Annotated in this window: 18 protein-coding genes; 12 read left to right on the plus strand and 6 right to left on the minus strand. The window is 40.4% G+C overall.

Features of this window, described 5'->3' with window-relative positions:
- Positions 1-29 precede the first annotated feature (29 nt).
- Genes DS2_RS01790 through DS2_RS01805 form a run of 4 tightly spaced genes read right to left on the minus strand, consistent with a single transcriptional unit; the run spans position 30 to position 3,391 of the window.
- Positions 30-1,439, minus strand: coding sequence for a phospholipid carrier-dependent glycosyltransferase (locus DS2_RS01790; RefSeq protein WP_235188520.1), 1,410 nt, complete (start codon positions 1,437-1,439; stop codon positions 30-32).
- Positions 1,429-2,391, minus strand: a complete 963-nt coding sequence (locus DS2_RS01795) for a hypothetical protein (protein WP_035012907.1) — start codon at positions 2,389-2,391, stop codon at positions 1,429-1,431. The genes DS2_RS01790 and DS2_RS01795 overlap by 11 nt, the downstream gene beginning before the upstream one ends.
- 12 nt (positions 2,392-2,403) lie before the next feature.
- The gene (locus DS2_RS01800; protein ID WP_035012908.1) at positions 2,404-2,679 is read right to left on the minus strand and encodes a hypothetical protein; all 276 of its coding nucleotides are present in this window, start codon (positions 2,677-2,679) and stop codon (positions 2,404-2,406) included.
- 10 nt (positions 2,680-2,689) lie between these two features.
- The gene (locus DS2_RS01805) at positions 2,690-3,391 is read right to left on the minus strand and encodes a hypothetical protein (protein WP_035012909.1); all 702 of its coding nucleotides are present in this window, start codon (positions 3,389-3,391) and stop codon (positions 2,690-2,692) included.
- A gap of 189 nt (positions 3,392-3,580) precedes the next feature.
- Here DS2_RS01805 and DS2_RS01810 point away from each other — a divergent pair, with 189 nt between their 5' ends.
- The gene (locus DS2_RS01810) at positions 3,581-5,611 is read left to right on the plus strand and encodes a putative bifunctional diguanylate cyclase/phosphodiesterase (RefSeq protein WP_051479521.1); all 2,031 of its coding nucleotides are present in this window, start codon (positions 3,581-3,583) and stop codon (positions 5,609-5,611) included.
- Here DS2_RS01810 and DS2_RS01815 read toward each other — a convergent pair.
- Complete coding sequence (locus tag DS2_RS01815; RefSeq protein WP_035012910.1) at positions 5,608-6,345, minus strand: tRNA-uridine aminocarboxypropyltransferase; 738 nt, start codon at positions 6,343-6,345, stop codon at positions 5,608-5,610. The two genes, DS2_RS01810 and DS2_RS01815, sit on opposite strands and share 4 nt — an antisense overlap.
- A 156-nt stretch (positions 6,346-6,501) precedes the next feature.
- On the opposite strand from DS2_RS01815, the gene DS2_RS01820 reads away from it, so the two are divergent.
- The 8 genes from DS2_RS01820 to DS2_RS01855 all read left to right on the plus strand — a co-directional run bounded on the left by DS2_RS01820 (position 6,502) and on the right by DS2_RS01855 (position 14,688).
- Complete coding sequence (locus DS2_RS01820; protein WP_035012911.1) at positions 6,502-7,104, plus strand: DUF2726 domain-containing protein; 603 nt, start codon at positions 6,502-6,504, stop codon at positions 7,102-7,104.
- Between the two features lie 62 nt (positions 7,105-7,166).
- On the plus strand, positions 7,167-7,859 hold the full coding sequence (gene mtnN, locus DS2_RS01825; protein WP_035012912.1) for a 5'-methylthioadenosine/S-adenosylhomocysteine nucleosidase: 693 nt from the start codon (positions 7,167-7,169) through the stop codon (positions 7,857-7,859).
- Positions 7,853-8,830 carry a cobalamin biosynthesis protein CobD/CbiB gene (locus DS2_RS19565; protein WP_051479522.1) on the plus strand — a complete coding sequence of 326 codons (978 nt, stop codon included), beginning with the start codon at positions 7,853-7,855 and terminating at the stop codon, positions 8,828-8,830. The genes mtnN and DS2_RS19565 overlap by 7 nt, the downstream gene beginning before the upstream one ends.
- Positions 8,831-8,857: 27 nt before the next feature.
- Positions 8,858-9,859, plus strand: a complete 1,002-nt coding sequence (locus tag DS2_RS01835; RefSeq protein WP_035012913.1) for an adenosine kinase — start codon at positions 8,858-8,860, stop codon at positions 9,857-9,859.
- A gap of 51 nt (positions 9,860-9,910) precedes the next feature.
- Positions 9,911-11,275 carry an adenosylhomocysteinase gene (ahcY, locus tag DS2_RS01840; RefSeq protein ID WP_035012914.1) on the plus strand — a complete coding sequence of 455 codons (1,365 nt, stop codon included), beginning with the start codon at positions 9,911-9,913 and terminating at the stop codon, positions 11,273-11,275.
- Between the two features lie 184 nt (positions 11,276-11,459).
- Positions 11,460-12,716 (plus strand): extracellular solute-binding protein, encoded by a 1,257-nt coding sequence (locus tag DS2_RS01845; RefSeq protein WP_152537522.1) that lies wholly within the window; start codon positions 11,460-11,462, stop codon positions 12,714-12,716.
- Complete coding sequence (locus DS2_RS01850; protein ID WP_051479524.1) at positions 12,717-13,820, plus strand: carbohydrate ABC transporter permease; 1,104 nt, start codon at positions 12,717-12,719, stop codon at positions 13,818-13,820.
- A 139-nt stretch (positions 13,821-13,959) separates the two neighbouring features.
- The gene (locus DS2_RS01855; RefSeq protein ID WP_160168530.1) at positions 13,960-14,688 is read left to right on the plus strand and encodes a carbohydrate ABC transporter permease; all 729 of its coding nucleotides are present in this window, start codon (positions 13,960-13,962) and stop codon (positions 14,686-14,688) included.
- Positions 14,689-14,773: 85 nt separating this feature from the next.
- On the opposite strand, the gene DS2_RS01860 is transcribed toward DS2_RS01855, so the two are convergent.
- On the minus strand, positions 14,774-15,736 hold the full coding sequence (locus DS2_RS01860) for a carbohydrate kinase family protein (protein ID WP_035012916.1): 963 nt from the start codon (positions 15,734-15,736) through the stop codon (positions 14,774-14,776).
- 263 nt (positions 15,737-15,999) lie between these two features.
- Between DS2_RS01860 and DS2_RS01865 the strand changes: the two genes are divergently transcribed.
- From DS2_RS01865 to DS2_RS01875, 3 genes are all read left to right on the plus strand, one after another.
- Positions 16,000-17,004 carry a LacI family DNA-binding transcriptional regulator gene (locus tag DS2_RS01865; RefSeq protein WP_035012917.1) on the plus strand — a complete coding sequence of 335 codons (1,005 nt, stop codon included), beginning with the start codon at positions 16,000-16,002 and terminating at the stop codon, positions 17,002-17,004.
- A gap of 121 nt (positions 17,005-17,125) precedes the next feature.
- Positions 17,126-19,216: a glycoside hydrolase family 32 protein gene (locus tag DS2_RS01870; RefSeq protein ID WP_035012918.1), complete on the plus strand. Its 2,091-nt coding sequence runs from the start codon at positions 17,126-17,128 to the stop codon at positions 19,214-19,216.
- A gap of 141 nt (positions 19,217-19,357) precedes the next feature.
- Entirely contained in the window at positions 19,358-22,351 is a 2,994-nt protein-coding gene (locus DS2_RS01875; protein WP_051479525.1) for a SusC/RagA family TonB-linked outer membrane protein, read from the plus strand.
- Positions 22,352-22,397 lie beyond the last annotated feature (46 nt).

The raw sequence follows: 22,397 nt of genomic DNA on the forward strand, positions 1-22,397 counted from the left end.
GACAGACTTGGGAGCTTTTTTATTTCAGTTTATATCCAACTGTTAAACCACATTCTTTGATAAAACGCGCTTTTTTCTAACGGTATCCCCAATTGAAAAGGTAACCAGTAGACAAAACTTAAAAATATACTGACGAGAATAATAACAAACAGTACACGTGTTAGACGCAAATTAGTTTTATGCAGCAGGCAGAGTAAATAAGCTAAGCTCATAAAACTAAAAATAGCGGCTGATTGATAGTGATATAAAAACGTACATCGACTGACCAATGCCCAAGGGAGCCAATTGGCAAAATAGCCCAATAAAATCACGCCACAGGTCACTAACTCATTGGTTAAAATGCGATGTTTTATGTCGAATCTAATTTTATACACAGTATAAAAACACATGAATAATACTGCGAAACTAGACCACCAATACAATAGAGGATTGGCAAAGGAGTGGACATTCTTATAACAAGCTTGTGCTTGTTCGTTTATTGGTAACTTTTCAAAATGGTAGCTAATTGGACGTTGCATTAACGGCCAGCTATACCATTTAGAGCAATACGGATGAGCATCTTCTGCGACTCGATTGTTGTGATAACTAAAAAATTGTTGGTGGGTTTGTACGAAGTCGAATTTAGTATTGAGCTGAAGGTCAGGCAACCATAAAACACTATAGGTTAGCGCGGGAATTAAGGTTAAACAGAATAAATAAGGTAACAGCGATTTACGCATCGGGCTAGAAATGATCAGTCCCGACTTCAGCCAGCTATTCGAGGCTAAATTAACTTGGAGTAATTTAACTAAATAAATTAAGCTACACAGTGCGATGCTCATCGCCCAGTAACTTAAGCCACTCCACTTTATACATGCAACACAACCGAGAGAGATACCTAACAGCAAGGGGTAGAGCCAATTTCGCGTTTGCACTGTCAGTAAAGCAAGGAAGACAGATAAACCACCCCAAAATTGAATGTGTACATTGCTTAAACCAAATCGAGAAGAAACAATCAGCGCGCCGTCTAAGCCTACAAAAGCAAAGACAATCACAGTAAATAAGTGACTTTTTGTTAATCTCCAAGCTGAATAAGCAAAAAATATCGCGGCGAAAAAGCCAAGCGTTGCATTACCCCAGCGATAACTGACCGGGTTGAGCTGGCTAAAGTCAACTGTGCCCAAAGCAGGCTCATTAACCCAAGGCAGCGCATGATATAGCGCTATAGCTCCTTGCATTGTGTACTTAGCAAGGGGCGGGTGGGAATGAAAAAAAGGTTGTTGTTGGATGTAGTGATAGGCAAATTTCGGAAAATAAATTTCATCAAAAACGGGTTTGTTGATGTCCCCTAATTGATAAAACCGAACCGCCAGAGCCGCTATAGCAATGCCAACATAGAGCAAGATATAGCGTGTTGGAGCCATTTTTGTTTGAAATTCAAGCAGTATTTTACCAGTCATATAAATTAGGTAGCCTGTCCATTTCCGCGATAAGGAGATCAGTCATCTGTTCAACTTCTGCTTTTTGCCAAGTTTTCATTGAGTCCGTTAAGTCTGCTACTGTATCTTCATATTGATAATCAGGCAAATAATGTTGTAGCACCTGATAATAGGCCGCGGCACTGACAGGATCGGGTGACACACCATGGTGATAACGTACCGCTAAATTAAATAGTGCATTTAAGCTACCATGTTGGCGAGCTTGTTCTAGCCACATCATTTGTTTGTGATAGTAGTCGATTCGCTGTGCTTTTTCAGCGTTGTTCGAGCCTGCCAGTGCCATATCCGGTAGGTGCGACAACATCATCATTGCTTGGATATTGCCTTGGTTGGCAACATAAGTTACCTCTTGATATAAACGTTTAATATAACTGAGCTTTACCCCATTGCACCGATTAATCTTTTCAACCAGAGATTGACTGATATGGTCGGGCACGCCTTGGCTAGCATGTTGATTTAAGGTGTTTTTTAACCTTTGAGGCGAAATATTGATCGTACCGTCAATGTTAGCGTATCGGTGAAAAGGCATGCACTTCTCTAACGCTAATAAATAGCTTAAATACATGTCTAGAGAAACTTCTTGCTTAAATTGGTCTAGATCAATGTTTGCAATATTGCTTTCTAACGCAGATGTTGTGGGGTAATGTTTGATTTTAACCCTAGTCGGTGCTGATTGTTGTGCAATTTGTGGTTGCTCGGTTTGAGCTGCAATAGACGGTTGTTTGGGGATTTCTTCTGGTTGGTTTGGTTCTATTGCAATAGAAGGAGAGGTGTCTGTATGCAACGCATCAATAGTTTGCTGCTGAGCTATAGGCGCTGAGGGGACTGGCCACAACAAATAGAATAGCCCGGTAATAACAGCCAAACCGAGCGCAAACAGAAAAATCTGAAATAGTAAAAGCCAGTGCCGCAATTGGACTCCTTGTTATTTTCCGCCCCAAATTTTTGCAACTGCTTTGTCCGAACCTAACAAACCAACCACTAAACAGACTAGGCTGGCACCACCAAATACAATTAACGGAATTAGAAAACCAAGTTCATCTTGCGGACTCAACCAAGTGACAGCAGATGCTAAAATGGCGAATAAAACACCTACGACTAATAATATAGTCCGATTAAGCGGTTTATAGGCATAATTTTCGTCGCCTTGTTCAAAAATATTGAGCAAGGGGGCAAAAACCTTACGAAGTATATGTTTCATATAGCTTACCTTATACTAAATGAGCGACTAGGCCAAACAGACCACCAAAGATCCCACCCCAAATGACCAACCAGCCTAAGTGCTCGTTTATCATTTTATGCACTATCTCTTTGACGGCCTTAGCTGTCAATTCATTTAATCTAGCGTCTATGATTTGGCTGACCTTTTCACGCATTTCGGCCATGATATTTGGTTGTTCAATACTTTGTTTCAGTAACTCGTCAAACTGGTTGGTTTGAGTTATATCTATGAGTTTTTGTTTGAGTTTATCTATGTAGGGCTCTTTTAATGGATCTATCAATGCTCGACCACCAGCCAGTTTCAGCATGTCACCAAATTGCGAATTAAGCACGGTATCCACCAAAGACTCATATGCTGGGTCAAAATCTATATTTTCAATTACTGGGGCAAAGTCGAAGTGGCGAGCCTGTCCTAAATTATCAGATAAAAATTTATCGATATTTTCATCGCTAAAAAACTCGGTCATCATCAGATCTTTTATCGCGACTTTAAAGTTTTCAAACTTGGCTTCAATGACGCCAGAGCCGTATAAACCTGGGACTTTTTCAAACAACATGTGAATTGCCAACCAGTTGGTACATGCCCCAGACAAGGCAAATAGACCCATTGTCAGTACCAAAGGAAGCGAGAAAAAATAACCGATTAAAGTAGTTATTAATGCGATTAAGCTGGTAAGTGCGCTAACGTTCATTGTAGTGAAACCAATAACCTCAATACTGAAAGGATTAAATAAAATGGGGATTAAATCACAAAAATCAATAGATGCACAATTTAACAATTTAATCGAAGTTAAAAGCTCGCTTATTAGTTACATTTTGACTACTATTTAGTTACAGCTGTTGTGCTATCGCATAAGTTTGTTTTCCATATAGGTTTAAATATGTACGCAGCCATTTACCGGCTATTAAAACAATTTTCTCTTCACTCCTTAAAAGCACGTGTGGTGTTGGCGCTTATCTTGTCAAGCTTATGTGCCACCTTGCTGATTGTGTCTTTATTTTCGGCTGTGCAATTTTATAAAGTATCCGATCAAATTAAAGCTGACATTCAAAAGAATATCGAGCTCATCAGTGACAGTTTGTCAGAAGCTTTGTGGAGCTTCAAAGAAGAAACAGTTCAATATATGGCATCAGGTTTGAGCCAAACCCAATATATTGCTGCAGCAGAGGTTATTAGTGAAACTGGTGAACACTATCTGTATGGAATGAAAATTGGTCAACCAGAGTTTACCAAGGCACTAATTCACCAAAACGAAAAAGTTGGCACCATATACATCTGGTTGGATCAGCAAGCAATCAATCGTTATGTCAAAGACTCAGTGATTTATGTAATTTTGGTGTATGTGGTTTCTGCCATTTTAGTTGCATTTATTTCGATTCGACTCATTGGCTTTATGCTATCGCGGCATTTATCCAATATCGTCAATCATATGCGCTCTTTTAAATTGGATGATTCTCTTAAAAGTGAAATAGAGTTAGATAGGGCACCGTATATTGATGACGAATTAAATCAAATCGTCACCAGTTTTAATCGGTTAAGGCACGACACACGTGACTATCTATCGGCTAAACAGCAATATGAAAAACATCTAACTTATCAAGCAAACCACGATGATTTAACCGGCATTGCTAATCGTCGTTATGGGTTGCAATTATTGGAAGAAAAAATTAAGCAAGTTGGATTTTCAGGTCGCTTTGCCTTGATGTTTGTTGACCTTGATGGCTTTAAAGATATCAATGACACTCATCACCATTTAGTTGGTGATGAAATTTTAAGAATTGTTTCTGCACGTATTCAACAACTGGTTAAACCGCATGATGGCTTTTTGGCCAGAATTGGTGGTGACGAATTCATGGTAGTGGTTGATTTAGAAAGTGCAGAGCTGAGTGTTTTTGCTGAAAGTATTCTGAAAAAAATCAAAGAACCTTATGGTGTTGCCAGCGACAAATTAATCTTAAGCTGCAGCATAGGCATTGCAATGTACCCTGAAGACGCCGACACAGCAACTAACCTGATAGCTAATGCTGATACAGCAATGTTCCAAGCAAAAAATGCGGGCAAGAGTCAGTTTAAAACCTTTTCTGCTGAAATGTTTGAAGACTTGATGATTAAGTCTCGGCTGAAAACTGCACTTAAAACTGCGCTTGAAAACAATGAGGTACAAGTCTATTTTCAGCCTATTTTTGCGATTGAAGATGGCAGTATTGTTGGCTTTGAAGCATTGTGCCGATGGTTCCATCCTGAATACGGGGCGGTTCGGCCGGATATCTTTATTGCATTGGCTGAAGAAACGGGCGATGTTGTTGAAATAGACAGGTTTGTTTTAACCGAAACAGTCAAGAAGCTACATAAACTGCAAGGCCAAAATACTAGACTGTTTGGCACAGTGAATTTCTGCCCGCTTGATTTTGAGCAACCAGACCTTGTGGATTATCTAGACAATGTGTTGACTCGCTACCCTCTGACAGAAAACCGTCTTGAGATAGAAGTAACAGAACGCTCTATGATTAATGAGTCGGGCAATACCAATATCAACTTGCTGTTGGAAGAGCTGGAAAAGCTCGGGGTTAAAATAGCAATTGATGATTTTGGTACTGGGTATTCAGCTTTAAGCTATGTTAAGAGTTATCGAGAATTTATCTCTAAAATTAAAGTTGATCGCCTGTTTGTTCGAGATATCGAGCAAGACTCTGCTGATGTCGCGCTCGTAAGTTCAATTATCAGTATGGCTAAAGGGTTAGATATGACTGTAGTTGCAGAAGGGATTGAAACCGTGCAACAGCAAGATTTATTGGCTAACTTAGGTTGCCAATATGGCCAAGGGTATTTAATTAGCAAGCCATTGCCGATTGATGAATTTTGTCAATTGGTTGCAAGCCAAAAAGTTCAGGATAATGTGAGTTTTATCTAACCTGAGTGTTCTAACAATTGTTGTAAAAAATGGTGTGTTGGACCTATCGTTGGCTTAACGTTTAGTTTGCTTGCGGCATAGTGAAGGTTAAATAACTCGAAATAGGCTTGCAAAATTTGCGCAGCCTCAAGCTGATGCCATTGAGCGAGTGCTAAAGCGGCCGCTTCAGCTGTAGCAAGTTGATGGGCTTCGGTAGATTTTCTTAATTTATACTGCGCTTGCTGACTGACATTTAAATCTATGCAGGGGAGGTGGTATAACCACTTGCTTTGATTAAACATTCTTTTGCATTGTCGCCAGGTACCATCTAACACCACTAGGGTTAAATTTTTATCGGTCGAGCTTGTGGGTGGATTGGGCGCAATGTGAATTGGTCTTGCGGGTTTCCTTTTATCGTCGGTTGGTGGGGGAAACAATATTACACAATGCCTTTGTGGATCATTTAGCAGCTTTAGCAAGTCGTGAGCAGGCTCAGTGCGTGACCATTCAAACAAAAAACATTTGTCTGTAAAAACATCGCTGATTAGATGGCCTGTGTTGCTTGGTTTGAGTATTTCGTCTGTGTGCATTATCAGCACTATATCTACCGCGCAAGTAACTTTAGGCTGCCAGCTACATATACAAGCATATGTTGGCAACTGGCATTGTTGACAGCGCTTTACCGTCACCCCTCTGGCATTGAAGGCTTTAGTTGCTTTACTTAAACGTTGCTGACGAAATTGGAAAAAATTCACGAATCTTTCTATGTTTACTGCGAAAACGCTATTCTAGGCAAAAATAAGCTATTGTGCAGCGTTTTTTATCATACTTGGTACATGCTTTGCTAAACCTCTCTTGTAATAGAAACTTTTTAGTTAAAACGTCAAAATTTTGTTGTTTAGGAGTGGTGTATGGATCTATTGATAATTGTTTTAATGATGGTTTTGGTCATTATTGCAGGTGCAGCTATTCATTTTACCCAAACGGGGGCGCCTTTTCCTTTTCAAAAACGTACCGTGTTGTATTCTCAACCCGAAGTCGCATTTATGCTTAAATTAGAACAAGCTGTTGGTGATCAGTTTCGGGTAATTAGTCGAGTTAAACTGAATGACTTGCTACAACCACAAGGCAATTTAAAACCCAGAGCGGTACAAATAGCCAAAACTAAAGCGTCGAATAAACAGTTAGATTTTGTCTTATTAGACCGCAAAAGCTTTGAACCTGTTGCTGCGATAGATTTGGTAAACACTGAATCGAAACAAGGTTACAAAGCAAAACCAGATTGGTTTGTGCGAGGTGCGTTAGAAACAGTCGGTATTCCGCACGTTAGAATAAAAATAAAACCTGGCTACAAAGCATCCGAAATCCGAGAGTGTTTGTCGGCTAAAATAGGCAAAGGTAAATTAATGCCTCTTAACGTCCGTCCTGTAGTACCAAAAGGGCCGACTCGTCCAGTTAAACCCTTAATGGCAAAACTCTCTGCAGAGGTTGATTCTTCTCAAGCTGTGGCTTAGTTATTGTCTTTGCAGCATATATGCTATGCTGCGCTCAATTTCTGTTGGCATAAATAAGTTATATGAAAATTGGTATTATTGGTGCGATGGCACAAGAAGTTGCGATCTTGCTTGCGCAGATGGAAAACAAGATTGCAGAGCAGCATGGTCCTTGCACCATTTATTCAGGTATTTTGGCCAATAAAAATGTGGTGTTGGTGCAAAGTGGCGTCGGTAAAACAGCTGCGGCGATGTCGACAACCATGTTGTTAGATAATCACAAACCTGATGTTGTTTTGAATACAGGCTCAGCCGGTGGTTTTGCCGCTGATTTAGATGTGGGTGATTTGGTTATTTCGAATGAAGTGCGTCATCACGATGTTGATCTAACCGCATTTGGTTTTGAGATTGGGCAGGGATATGGTTTTCCCGCCGCTTTCGTTTCTGAGCCGACGCTGGTTGAGCGCGCGCAAGCCGCAGCAGCCCTTCAGCATGATCTGCAAGCTAAAGTCGGACTCATATGCTCCGGTGACAGTTTTATGGCATGTCCTGAAAAAGTTGCCCTTGCTCGAGAAAACTTCCCCAACATGATCGCGGTTGAAATGGAAGCGGCTGCAATCGCACAGGTTTGCGCGCAATTTAATACTCCATTTGTAGTGGTACGGGCTTTATCGGATATTGCAGGTAAGTCCTCTCACCAAAGTTTTGAAACTTTTTTGCAGCAAGCCGCTAAACACTCATCTCAGCTTGTTTGTGACTTTATTCGCTTATGTTAGACACAGTGGCTTTGCCTGAGTTTACCGCATATAGCTATCAAGTTTTGGTTTTAGCGCTGGCGGCTATTACAGCTCGGGTTTTGCCTGTTTCGGTGAAATACCACCCAATCTTCTTTTTTGCATTGGTGACATTTAGACTGGGCGAAAAAGTTAATCCCGATCCCAATCGCAATTCAAGCCAGTTGGTTATTTCAGGTTTACTCGGGCTAATGAGCGCCATCGCCCCTTTGTTGTTGATAGTATGGCTGTTTATTCCATTGGTGGAGTTTCCTCTATTTGTCGACTGGCTTATTTTATGGCTGTGCTTAACCGATCAAACCAATTGGAAAGCTCAGCTAAAAGTTAAAGATGCGTTAGACAAACAGCAGAAACTGCTGGCACGTGATAGGTTAAGTGATACTGTTTTACGTGATGTTAGCAAGTTGTCGCCTATGGGCATCGCCAAAGCCAGTATTGAATCCATGCTGCTGCACAGTGCGTATCAATATTTTGCTATCGTGTTCTGGTATTTATTGCTAGGACCGTTGTTTGTGTTGTTTTATCGTCTGTTGGCTGTACTGCAGCAAAGCTGGAATATTAAGCTGCCTGCGTTTAAGCATTTTAGTAAAAGCATCAACTTTGTTTTTACTTTGATTAGTTATCTGCCCGTGCGTTTATTCGCATGGTCAATTTTATTATTCCGAGCACCATTCAAATCTTTGTTTAAAATGGGCAAAACACTGCGCCAGTTTGATAAACAATATCACTGCGGCAGCTTTTGTTTATTCTACGCCATGTCTTTAAGTCTTAAACGCCAACTTGCAGGGCCTGTTTTTTATGGTGAGCACAAGATAAATCGCCCTCGAATAGGCGACTTTCCACCGCCAGAGGCAGCCGATATCCAACATTGTCGGCGAATTATCAAAGAAACTGCGATGATTTGGTGGATAGTGATTGTAATTAGTCTCGTTGTCATTATGATCTCAGCCTAAATTATATTAGCAATAATCGGAATCTTCATGGCCAAGTACAATGTTTACGGACTCGGTAACGCACTGGTTGACCTCGAGTTTGAAGTAACGGACGAATTTTTAGCACGTCAAAATATTGAAAAGGGTTTAATGACCTTATTAGACGAGCAAGCCCATCAGGTTTTATTAGATAAATTAAATCAAGAATTTAGTTTGCTCAAGCGTGCAGGCGGTGGTTCTGCTGCTAACTCTTTAGTTGGTTTGTGCCAATTTGGTGGTAGCGCATTTTTGTCTTGTAAAGTTGGTGATGACGAAAGTGGTCAATTTTATGGTGAAAACTTGCAACAAGCGGGTGTATCGATTCGTGTTTCAGAGTTAGACCTACATGGTCAAACGGGTAAATGTATGGTTATGGTCACCGACGATGCTGAGCGTACCATGAACACATTTTTGGGCATCACCGCTGATTTTTCTGAAAAAGAGTTATTTATCGAAGAATTAGCCGAAGCAGAGTATTTGTATATTGAAGGTTATTTGGTTACTTCTGACAATGCGCGCCAGGCCATCTTAAAAGCAAAATCACAAGCCAAAACCAACGGCAATAAAATTGCGATGACTTTCTCAGATCCAGCTATGGTTAAGTATTTTAAAGAAGGTATAGATGAGTTGTTGGGTAGTGATCCAATCGACTTATTATTCTGTAATGAGGAAGAGGCATTAACATTTGCAGATACAGATAACTTAGCCGATGCAGCCAAAGTATTGTTAACTCGCGCTAAACAAGTTGCGGTAACTCGCGGTGCAGACGGTGCTAGCGTATTTACTGCTGAGGGTGAAGTAAAAGTAGCAGCACCACAAGTTAAACCTGTTGATACCAATGGTGCTGGCGATATGTTTGCGGGTGCTTTTTTATATGCAATATGTAATGGCTGGGACACTGCTAAAGCGGCTCAATTCGCTTGTGCTGCAGCTTCTGAAGTAGTGCAAAGCTTTGGCCCACGCATCAGTAAAGAACAGCAACAAACTTTATTAACTCAATATCAAGGCTAGAATTAGCCCAATAGTTATTGAAACAAATTAATCGTAATAACGGAGTCCAGAATGACAGACTATAAAGTCGCCGATATCAGCCTTGCCGATTGGGGCCGTAAAGAATTATCTATCGCAGAAAGCGAAATGCCAGCACTTATGGCGATTCGTGAAAAATATAAAGCAGAACAACCATTAAAAGGTGCAAAAATCTTAGGTTGTATTCACATGACCATTCAAACGGGTGTGTTAATTGAAACATTAGTTGAGTTAGGCGCTGAAGTGCGTTGGTCATCTTGTAATATCTTTTCTACTCAAGATCACGCTGCTGCTGCAATTGCTGCTGCTGGTGTTCCTGTGTTTGCGTGGAAAGGCGAAACTGAAGAAGAATACGTTTGGTGTATCGAGCAAACCATTAATAAAGATGGTCAGCCGTGGGACGCAAACATGGTTTTAGACGATGGCGGCGATTTAACTGAAATTCTTCACCAAAAATATCCTCAGTTGTTAGAGCGTATTCACGGTATTACCGAAGAAACCACCACTGGCGTGCATCGTTTGCAAGAAATGTTAGCCAAAGGCGAATTAAAAGTACCAGCCATCAATGTAAATGACTCGGTCACTAAGTCTAAGAATGACAATAAATATGGCTGTCGTCATAGTTTAAATGACGCAATTAAACGCGGTACTGACCACTTATTATCAGGCAAAAAAGCCTTAGTGATTGGTTATGGTGATGTGGGTAAAGGCTCAGCGCAAAGCTTACGTCAAGAAGGCATGATTGTATCGGTAACCGAAGTGGACCCAATTTGTGCGATGCAAGCATGTATGGACGGCTACGAGGTTGTATCTACTTACAACGACGGTATTAACACTGGCAAGCTAGAAGACATCAACTCTGCATTACTTGCAAAAACTGACCTAATTGTAACGACTACTGGTAACTTTAATGTATGTGATAAAAACGTATTACAAGCATTAAAGCCGGGTGCGGTAGTTTGTAATATCGGTCACTTCGATAATGAAATTGATACTGCATTTATGCGTGAAAACTGGCGTTGGGAAGAAGTTAAACCACAAGTGCATCAAGTGTATCGTAGTGACGATGCAACAGACTTCTTGATTTTATTATCTGAAGGCCGTTTGGTTAACTTAGGTAACGCGACTGGTCACCCATCACGTATTATGGATGGTTCTTTTGCTAACCAAGTATTAGCACAAATTCATTTATATGCAGCTAAGTTTGCTGATTTACCAGCAGCCGAAAAAGCTGACAAAATTACCGTTGAAGTATTACCAAAACAATTAGACGAAGAAGTTGCTTCATACATGGTTAAAGGTTTTGGCGGTGTTGTTACTCAACTAACGGAAAAACAAGCTGAATATATTGGTGTAGAAGTTGAAGGGCCATTCAAGCCTGAGACTTATAGATACTAAAAGTTACTACTTGTTGCAAAATTAAAACCCCGTTAGTGTAATCACTACGGGGTTTTTTCATATATGCGAATTAGTACAAGAAAAATAAGCAACGTTGTTAATTTATGTCTTTTTTGCGCTAAAAACATGACAGAATCAAAAGTGCGTGCGATTATTAGTTAGTTGCTTATAAAATGTGTTGGTTATGTTGCGTAAAGTTTGTTTAGTTGTGCTTTTGCTCTTTTGTACTCAGGCTAGATCTGAAACGATACAGTTATGGCGTACTTTGTCGGATGACGATGAAATGAGGACATTTGCCCAGCAAGTGAAACGGTACAATCGAGTTCATCCTGAAGCCAAGGTTTCAATAGAAGCCATTCCTCATGGTACATATGCTGACAGTGTAATTGGTGGCGCGTTAGCTCGTGATTTACCATGCATATTAGCCGTTGATCAACCAAATGTTGCAAATTATGCTTGGGCTGGATTGATTCAGCCTCTGTATGTTGATGAAGAGTATTCTCACAATTTACTCTCGCAGGATGACTTTGAGCATGTAAATTCAAATGGGATCGGAATTTACCAAAATAAAGTTTATTCATTAGGGCCATTTGATATCGCATTAGCGCTCTTTACGCGACGTTCGTTGTTACAAGAGTTGAACGTACGTATTCCAACTTTGGAACACCCATGGTCAGTTGAAGAATTTAATGTTTTGCTAGATCAAATTCAGCAGCAGGGGCTGTATAAATACATCTTCGATTTGAATTTACTTGGAGTTGGTGAATGGCCCGCATATGGTTTTTTGCCTATGTTGTATAGTGCAGGTGGTGACTTTGTTGACCGAGTTGAATATCAAATAGCTGAAGGATATTTAAACAGCGAAGGAGCGGTTACGTGGGGGTTATGGCTACAAAAAATGTTGCGGGAAGGTTTCATTCAATATACTAGTTTGGAGCATGGCCAATTTGAAAAAGGTTTGTTGGCAATTCATTACACGGGTAGCTGGATGGTTGATCGATATCAGAAAGCGATAGGGGATGATCTACTTATTTTGCCGCCTGTCGACTTTGGCAATGGTGCTTATATTGGTGGTGGAAGTTGGCACTATACAATTACTCGCAATTGTACAAAGCCTAAACAAGCATCAAAATTTATTGCGTACTTGATGACAAATGAAGAGATAGCTTTTTTTAATCGAGGTAGTGGGTTTATTCCAACATCCGCAGAGGCTGCTAATCAACTGGAACTTTATCGCGAAAGCGGTGCATTGCGAAAGCTATATCTAACGTCCGAGCGCAATGTTGTGTTGCGTCCTGCGACGCCAGCCTATCCCGCTATTTCTGCTATATTTTCACAAGCAGTGAGGCGCATAGCACAAGGTGCCAGCGTGACAGAGTCGTTGGATAGAGCCGTTGATGAAATCGAGTTAAATATTTTGGACAACCGTGGTTACCAGTAAATGCCGATAAAGCTACCGAAGGACGCAGAACATCAATTCAACTACAACAGCATCCAGCAGGACAAGTTAACAGCAGGATTAATGTTGGTGCCCGCACTTTTTCTATTGTTTGTATTTTTGTGTATACCTTTAGTTGTTTCAGTTGGAGTCTCTTTAACCGATGAAAGGTTGATATCGCCTAATTCGGCTCGCTTTGTTGGTTTAGAAAATTATAAAAAATTATTAGGGCTACAAATTATTGAGGTGAACCGTTTTAATCGGGAAAGCGGAAGTGAAGCCGACGAGTTTGTTTATAAAGATAAACGTTACAGTAAATTAAGAAATTTGGTTCGCAACAATGCAGAGTTGTTAGGGTACTCAGAACTAAGCCGATTTACAGTATGGGATAAATCATGGGTAATAGTGGCAAGAGATGTATTGTTTATTCGTTCATTTTTAAATACATGCAAATTTGTGCTTATGGTTGTTCCAATACAAGTGCTTCTGGCGCTGGCGTTAGCCTTGGCGTTGCGGCGAAATTTTATAGGTTCGGGGATTATTAAACTGTTGTTTTTTACGCCCGTGGTCACCTCTATGGTAGTGGTGTGTGTTGTGTGGTCATTGATGCTCCACCAACAAGAAGGTCTGATAAACCAAGTGATAGCGAGTCTGTGGCCGCTTTATGATGCAATAGACTGGTTAAACGATCCTGCTTGGAGCCTATTTGCAATAGCCGCTATGTCAGCTTGGCAAGGAGTTGGCGTGCAAATGCTGATATTGCTTGCTGGCTTACAGGCTATACCTAATTCTTTGTATGAAGCTGCTAGCCTAGATGGCGCGTCACGATGGTCGCAGTTTCTTCATATTACTTTACCTGGATTACGGCACACGTTGATTTTTGTCGTGCTATCAACAACTATTTTTGCGTTCGCTCTATTTGTTCAGGTCGATGTGCTAACTCAGGGAGGGCCGCAAGATTCGACATCGACAGTATTATTTTATGCAATAGAAAAAGGTTTTCGACAGCAACAGATTGCATATGGTTCGACTGTTTGTATCTTGTATTTTGTTGTGATATTGACTTTGTCATTAATACAGAAGAAATTATTAGGTTATGAGAAATAAACAGCGAATGTTGCCGCGATACATTTATAGAGTTGCTCTAGCATTGACAGGTGTGTTGTTTGTTCTTCCGATCATATTTGTGTTTGTTGCTTCGTTCAAAAACGAGAATCAAATATTTGCTGACGCAGGTTTTCTCTCAATGTTTGACTTGACCGAAGGGGTCGGCTTTCAAAATTATCAAAAGGTCATTGAGCATACACCGTTTTTAAACTATCTGACAAACTCAATTGTCATTACCTTAGTGTCAGTCGTCTTAGGTACATTAGTTAATTCCATGGCTGCATATTCGTTACTGAGGTTTCCGTGGGTTGGAAAACAGGGCATATTAGTGTTGTTATTAGCTTTACTGATAGTTCCATTTGAAGCAGTAGTGTTACCGTTAGTTTTTATTGTTACTCAATTGCCTTGGATAGAATACCAAAACGGTAGTTGGTCATTGGTTTATTCGTGGTTTAACAGTTTACATGTACAAATTATCCCTGAACTAGCCAATCCGTTTTTTATCTTTTTGTTTTATCAATACTTTAAAAACATTCCGAAAGATTATGAAGAAGCTGCTTTGATCGATGGAGCAAGTATTTGGAAAATTTTCTTTACTATTGTTATGCCGATGGCTAAACCCGTTATTGCCGCTGTTGCTATTTTAACTTTTTTACGCAGTTGGAATGCTTATTTGTTACCTGTTTTGGTCGCAAATGCGCAAGATGTCAGGCCATTAATGCCGGGAATGCAGCAATTTTTTAGTCATAGTGTCGATTGGGGGGCAGTAATGGCCTATGCAAGTATGACGACCTTACCTGTGTTAATTGTGTTTTTTGCGTTGCACAAATATTTGGTTGATGGTTTGAAAACTGGCGTGAAGCGATAGGCTAGGCTATGTTATGCTAAAAAAAGCCGCCATGAGGTTAAGGCGGCCAAAGGTCACACATGGTAACCAACACGTGGGAGCGTGCTTAAGCTGCTTTCAACGCTTTATCTAATTTTTGAATTGAAGCAAAATCGGTTAAACCCGTCATTGGTCCTAAGTATTCGCAGACCACTCCACTAACTTTGTTGCCAAGTTGCACATAGCCTGCAAGCTCTGCATAGGTTAATTCTGACAAGTTTGCTTGTGATAATTGATATAACACAGCGCCGATAAACGAATCGCCTGCGCCTGTGGTATCTACTGGCGTGATTTCGTATGCAGGAATAATGCTTTTCTCCGTTGGAGTTGATAAGAAACAGCCCCTGCTGCCAATGGTCACTGTTATGTAATTAACGCCTTTGGTATGCAGATAATCACAACCTTTGGCTAGGTCCTGTTCTTCCGTTAGTAAAGCCAACTCCTCTTCACTAACCTTCACAAAATTGGCCATTTCGATAAGTTGCATGGAGCGTTGAATAAATACATCTAAATTGTCGTTCCACAAATCTTCACGATAGTTAGGGTCAAAACAAATAAAGTGTTTATTATCGTGAGCATATTTTGCTGCGGTTAAATAGCTTTCAAATAGATGGCTTCCGAGTAATGCTGTCGCTGAGCCCAAGTGCAAGATACTGTTTTCTAATAATAAGCTTGTTTGATTGTGCGGTAATGTAAATTCAGCATCTGCGCCACGATTAAAAACAAAATCACGTTCACCATTTTGAGCTAATGATATAAAAGCCAAAGTTGTCGGGGTAGTAACTTTATGTACGTACTCAATATTTACATTAAAATCGATTAGCTCATTAATTAAGCTTGTACCGAAAGGATCATTGCCGACGGCTCCAGCAAAGTAAGAAATACCACCTAATTTAGCGACACAAGCCGCTACATTTGCAGGCGCGCCACCGGGCTTTTTCAAAAATTGTTCAGCCTCTACCAAATTTGTACCTATGTCAGTGCTAACGAAGTCGATTAACATTTCGCCTATACAAACAACTTTTTTCATACTATTGCCTTAGCTTGCTTAATTTTTGTTAAATTATATTTATAAAAACAACGTTGTCAAATGGTGTTGTAGATTTTATTTTGGGGATTTTATGCATTGCTCTAGTTAACAACTTTTTCCACTCGTTGTAGCTGCGGTTTAATCTGAAGATGAATTAACGTTTATAAACAAGGCCTAGTTGCTTGAGAATTATTAGGGTTTTGTTAGATAATAACGTTGTTTAAGCATACAATAACAATATTCTGAATAAGTGAAATGTATCCATGGTAACAATTAAGCAGGTAGCAAAGCGGGCTGGAGTCTCATTTAAAACCGTATCCAGAGTGGTGAATAATGACCCGACTGTTAAGGAAGAAAATCGAGTAAAAATACTTGCTGCAATTGAAGAACTTGGTTATCAACCAAACTTAGCCGCTAGAATGGTGCGCAAAAAAAATTCAGATGTCATTGGTTTTATCTCGGATGAAATATCTACAACACCAGCTTCGGTTGATATTTTGCGTGGCGCTCAGGATAGAGCGTGGGAGCTTGGTAAAACATTGATGGTGTTTAATATAGATCCGAAAAAACCTTCTGCAAGCAACTTATTAGAGCAATGCCGACAACATAGAGCTGAAGGGGTTGTTTATGGTGCCATGTACCACCAACCGGTTAATTTGCCGATTCAATTTGATCAGCAGCCACTGGTTATGGTCAATTGTTTCGATCCAAACCAACAGCGAGCCGCAATTATTCCAGATGATGAGCAAGCAGCTTATGACGTAACCTTACAATTACTGAACAAAGGTTATAAACGCATTGCATTTCTTAATTTAAATCCTGAAATTGTTGCTGCCAAACTTAGGTTAGCTGGTTTTTTAACTGCATTAAAAGAGTTCAGTGTTGACGAAGACCAATATATAGTTGAATCGGTCGAGAAGGTAGTTGAAGGGCGCACAATAGATATAACGCGAGAAGTGGCTGATAGAGTTATTACCGACTTTAAACCGGACGCTATTTTGTGCGGCAAAGACTTAGTTGCACTGAGCTTATATTTTGTCTTAGAAAGACGTGGATTACGAGTCGGTCAAGATATAGGGGTAGCTAGTTTTGACGATTGGGATTGTATCCCGCAAATATTAGTGCCGTCGTTATCTTCAGTTGCCTTGCCATATTACCAAATGGGCAGGGCATCAGTTACTCGACTGGTCAATCTTATATCGGGTAAACAAACGTCACTTGCGACAGAGCGTGTTAAGTGCCAGCTTTCGTCGAGAGAATCTTTCTAAGCTAGCTTTAGTTATTTTCATCTATACTTTGTTTTATTTTTGTAAATTTGTTGCAAACAACGTTGTTTTTGATTTATATTGTAGACAACGTTGTTAAATTCATTGGAACTGGTATATAAATATGAAATTCGTTTACCCATTGATAGCTGCGGGTATATTAGCAGCATGTAGCCAAAGCAATTTAGACTCAATGTCTCAATCGCCGAAAGTATCAGGAGACAATCAAGTGGAAGCTGCCAACACTTTTCATTATCAAGATCATCATCGACCGCAATTCCACTTTACCCCTCAAGCGAATTGGATGAATGATCCAAATGGTATGGTTTACCACAATGGTGAATATCATTTATTTTTTCAATATTATCCCGACGCAACTGTTTGGGGACCTATGCATTGGGGGCACGCTGTATCAAAAGACTTAGTTCATTGGCAAGAACTACCAATAGCACTTTATCCAGACCAGCACGGTTGGATATTTTCTGGTAGCGCAGTGGCAGATGTTAACAACACCTCTGGCTTAGGTACTACAGACAATCCACCGTTAATTGCGATTTATACTTATCACAATGAAGCAGAACGTCTGACTGGCAGTAAAAATTTCCAAACCCAAGGTATTGCATATAGCTTGGATGATGGTCGAAGCTGGACACCTTATGCAGATAATCCAGTGTTAATTGGCCCAGATATTCCAGATTTTCGTGATCCTAAAGTTGCTTGGTATGAACCAGAAAACAAGTGGATTATGACTTTAGCGGTTGATGATCATATTAGTTTTTACTCTTCACCAAATTTAAAAGAATGGAAGTTTGAAAGTGATTTTGGCATTGATGCCGGTACCCATGGTGGTGTTTGGGAATGCCCAGATCTAATCAAAATGCCAGTTGCAGGAAGCGACGAAGAAAAATACGTATTGTTAGTTAGCATTAACCCAGGTGGACCAAATGGAGGTTCGGCTACACAGTATTTTGTTGGCGATTTTGACGGCAATAAGTTCACTTTGGATGACAAATTTAAGCAAGATGTGAGCAAAATACCATCGCAATTTCCAGACGGTTTAGTGTTTGCTGACTTTGAAACGGATTTTTCTGAATGGACTTTATCCGGCACTGCGTTTTCTGGTGGGCCAGTTGCAGGTAATTATCCTAACCAAGGTGGCGTATCCAATTATATTGGTAAAAGGTTAGTTAACTCATTTTATAAAGGTGACGCTGCAACAGGGACTATGACTTCAAAAACCTTCACTGTAGAGCAGCCATTTATCAACTTTTATGTTGGTGGTGGCATGCACCCTGGCAAAACCGCGGTTAATTTATTGGTCAACGGTAAGGTGGTACGTACGGCAACTGGGCCAAACAATGAGCGTTTAGAAATTGCTAGTTGGGATGTTTCCGACTTGGTTGGTCAACAAGCACAAATTGAAATTGTCGATCGTGTGTCGGGCGGCTGGGGTCATATCAATGTTGATCATATTGTGTTCGCAGACAAAGCAGCCCATCCAGATATTGAACCAGCAGTGTGGCTAGATTATGGCACCGATAATTATGCCGGCGTTACATGGGCAAATGTGCCTGAAGATGACGGACGTTTCTTATTTATTGGTTGGATGAGTAATTGGTTGTACGCCAACAATACACCAACTGATAGATGGCGCAGTGCTATGACTATTCCACGAGAGTTGCAACTGTATAAAGCTGAAGCAGGTTACCGAATGCGCTCAGTACCGATTGATGAGCTTGATAAATTACGCACGAAATCTTTTATCGAGCAAGATACGTTGGTATACGGTGGTACTAACCTGAGTGCTTTGGCGAATATATCGAGTGCGCAATTCGAGTTAAATGCCACAGTCGATGCGCAATCGGCTAAGCACTTCAGTATTGATGTAGAAAATGCAGTTGGCGAAAAAGTATCGATCAAATTTGATCGCAGCAATAATCAATTGGTATTAGACAGAACGCAGTCAGGTAAATCTCGTTTCCATGGCTCATTTGCTAGCGAGCAAATCGCTCCGTTGGACGGTTCAGCTCAACAGTATCAAATTAGGCTGTATCAGGATGCGTCGTCTACAGAAATATTCGTAAATAATGGCGAAATTGTTATGACTGCACTAGTCTTTCCTAATCAAGATTATAAGCAAGTAACAGTAAATGCCGAGCAAGAAATCAAATTGACACAGTGGTCTTTACACCAACTGCAGTCTATTTGGAAATAACAAGTTTAGGCAGGCTAGGATGCCTACCTACAGATTTCTAACTTTAGCAAGGACGCATTTATGTTGGATAAATTTAGAAAATTTAAACAACGTTGTAATTTGTTGTTGCTTAATAACCTATAAACATGGGGACACACAAACATGAAAATGTTCAAGTTAAATCCGTTCAGTAGCAAAAGTGCGATTCCACAACTATGTGGCTCGTTGCTGTTAATGTTACCAACAGTCGGCTATACGGCTCAAGAAAGTGCACAAGAAGAATGTACTACAGAACAAATTGAGTTAGGTGTAAATGGCTGTGAAGTTGAAGAAACTATCATAGTGACAGGTTACAGTACTCAAAGAAAAGAAGACTTAACCGGGGCTGTATCTGTTGTTGAATTAGGTGATCTAGAAGATTTACCCGCGGGCAATATTATGAAAAACCTGCAAGGTAAAATTCCGGGTTTATCAATCAGAACAGACGGTAATCCAGGCTCCGGTGCTTCAATTCGCATTCGTGGTCAAGGTATCGGTCGTTTGGGCAATAACGACCCGCTATACATTGTTGACGGTATTCCAACAAAGTTAGGTATGCATGAACTTAACTCACGAGATTTTGCGTCGGTGCAAGTGTTAAAAGACGCATCTGCTGCAAGTATTTATGGTGCGCGTTCTGGCAACGGTGTCATTGTCATTACCACTAAAAACGGTGCGTCTGAAGATATCAAGCTTGATGTTTCTTACAGCCAATCAACCCAAGAATTCAAGTACGATTTAAATCCACTAAATACAAAGCAGCGTGCTCAGGTAATTTGGCAAGCCGCGGTCAACGACGGCAGTGATCCAAATTCAGCGAGTCCTTTATATCAATATGATTGGAACGGTGACTACACAAGTCCACAATTAAATAAAATTATTTTACCTAATTCGCTTGACCAAGAAGGGAATACTACACCAGCGGTACCGGGTACTGATTGGTTTAACGAAGTCATTCAAACATCTAAAATTCGTGATTTTCATATATCAGCATCAGGTGGTTCAGACCGAGGGCACGGTTATATCTCACTTGGATATTTTGATGCAGAAGGTGTGGTAAAAGGCTCTAAGTTTGAACGTATTTCATTTAGAGCGAATTCTCGTTACGAAATCATTGATGATATTTTTGCGGTTGGCGAAAACTTAACGGTTACACACCAAGTTGAAAACCAAAATAATCGAGATGCTGGCAACATTGTTAGCTTAGCGATCGAGCAACAATCTATTGTTCCAGTGTACAACGATGACGGTAGTGACTTTGGCGGCCCACGCTCGGGTATTAACGACAGACGAAATCCAGTTTCACTTATTGAAGGAAACAAGGGTAACGACAGCCGTTACAATCGCCTTATGGGTAATGTTTATGCTGAGCTAAAACCTTTAGACGGGCTAACATTACGTTCGAACTTCGGGTTAGATTATGGCCAGTTCTATTACCGCCGACTATTCCCAACAGTCTCTGAAGGTAACTTATACAACGAAGAACGTATAACAACCCAACAGAATTGGGAGCAAACAACCGTTTGGTCAAATACAGCCGAATACAAAACCACTTTCGATAGCAAACATAACTTAACCGTGCTTGCCGGTACAGAGTCTATCGAATTCGAACGTGAAGGATTTTTTGTATCTTCTACGGGGCTACTAATTGAAGATCGAGATTATGCCTTTTTAGATGCCGCAACAGGTGGTGGTGTCGCATCGGGTGGTGGCGATGAGTGGTCACTGAACTCATACTTTGCCAAAGTAGACTATAACTACGATGATAAATACCTATTGTCAGGTACGATTCGTCGCGATGGTTCTTCACGTTTTGGTGAAAACAATCAATATGGTAATTTCCCCGCATTTTCAGCTGGTTGGGTTATCAGCAACGAAGATTTCTTTGATGTACCATTGCTATCAACCTTAAAACTACGTGCAAGTTGGGGTCGTACAGGTAATCAAGAAATAGATACTCGTGCAACTTCGTTCACCTATCAAACCTTGTATTCAACACCATCAGTGTTCACCACTGAGCAAGATAATGGCACAGCTTACGATATCGGCGGTAACGACCAAGGTGTATTACCATCTGGTTTTGTACGTACCCAAACAGCCAACCCAGATCTAAAATGGGAAACGTCAGAAATGGTTAACTTTGGTATCGACTTTAGCCTTTATTACGGCACCATTTACGGTACCTTGGATATTTTTGACAAAGAAACCAGTGACATTTTAACCCTCACTGAACCTCTAGCGACATTGGGTGAGGGCGCTCAACAAATCGTTAATGGTGGCACAGTAACCAACAAAGGTTGGGAGTTCACAATCGGTTATGATGATTACATTGAAATAGACGGCATAGGTGAAATTAAATTTGATGTTTTTGCTAATATTTTTGCCGGTGACAATGAAGTAACCGACTTACCAGACAATGTTAAAAATAGCTTTGGTGGTAATGGTGACGACATCACTATTTTGGGTCACTCAGTTAACGCTAACTATGGTTATGTCGCTGATGGTTTATTTCAAAGTGATGAAGACGTTGCCGCTCATGCAGACCAAACAGGCGCGGCACCAGGGCGTATTCGTTACGCAGATTTAAATCAAGATGGTGTAATTGACGATAAAGACCAAACTTTCTTTGCAGAAATGGATCCAGACTATGAATATGGTTTTGGTATCAATCTAGAATATGAAAACTGGGATTTCAGCATGTTCTGGCAAGGCATCGAAGGCGGTCAAATTCGTAATGGCTGGCGCAACTTCACAGACTTAGTATCAGTCGGTACCACCAGCAACTTTGGTGATCGTGTGTTATCAGCTTGGACACCAGAAAATTCAAATTCAGATATTCCAGCCTTGTCATTACAAGACACCAATGGTGAAGGCCGCAATTCGACATTCTATTATGAAGATGCGTCTTATTTGAAACTTCGTAATATTACCCTTGGATACAAACCTGACGACAAAACAGTGCGTGATTTAGGCATTAGCCATTTACGTGTCTACTTGTCTGCATCTAATTTATTAACTTTCACTCCGGACGGCACAATTAGCCAAGATCCCGAAACACCAGATGCAACTTTCCCAGTACCAAGAACTATCACATTTGGTATTGATGTCGGTTTCTAATTCAACCACGTGTAATAACTCAGGAACAGTATTTAGAGAGAAGATT

It is taken from the genome of Catenovulum agarivorans DS-2, assembly GCF_000568405.1.
GTDB classification, from domain to species: Bacteria; Pseudomonadota; Gammaproteobacteria; order Enterobacterales; family Alteromonadaceae; genus Catenovulum; species Catenovulum agarivorans_A.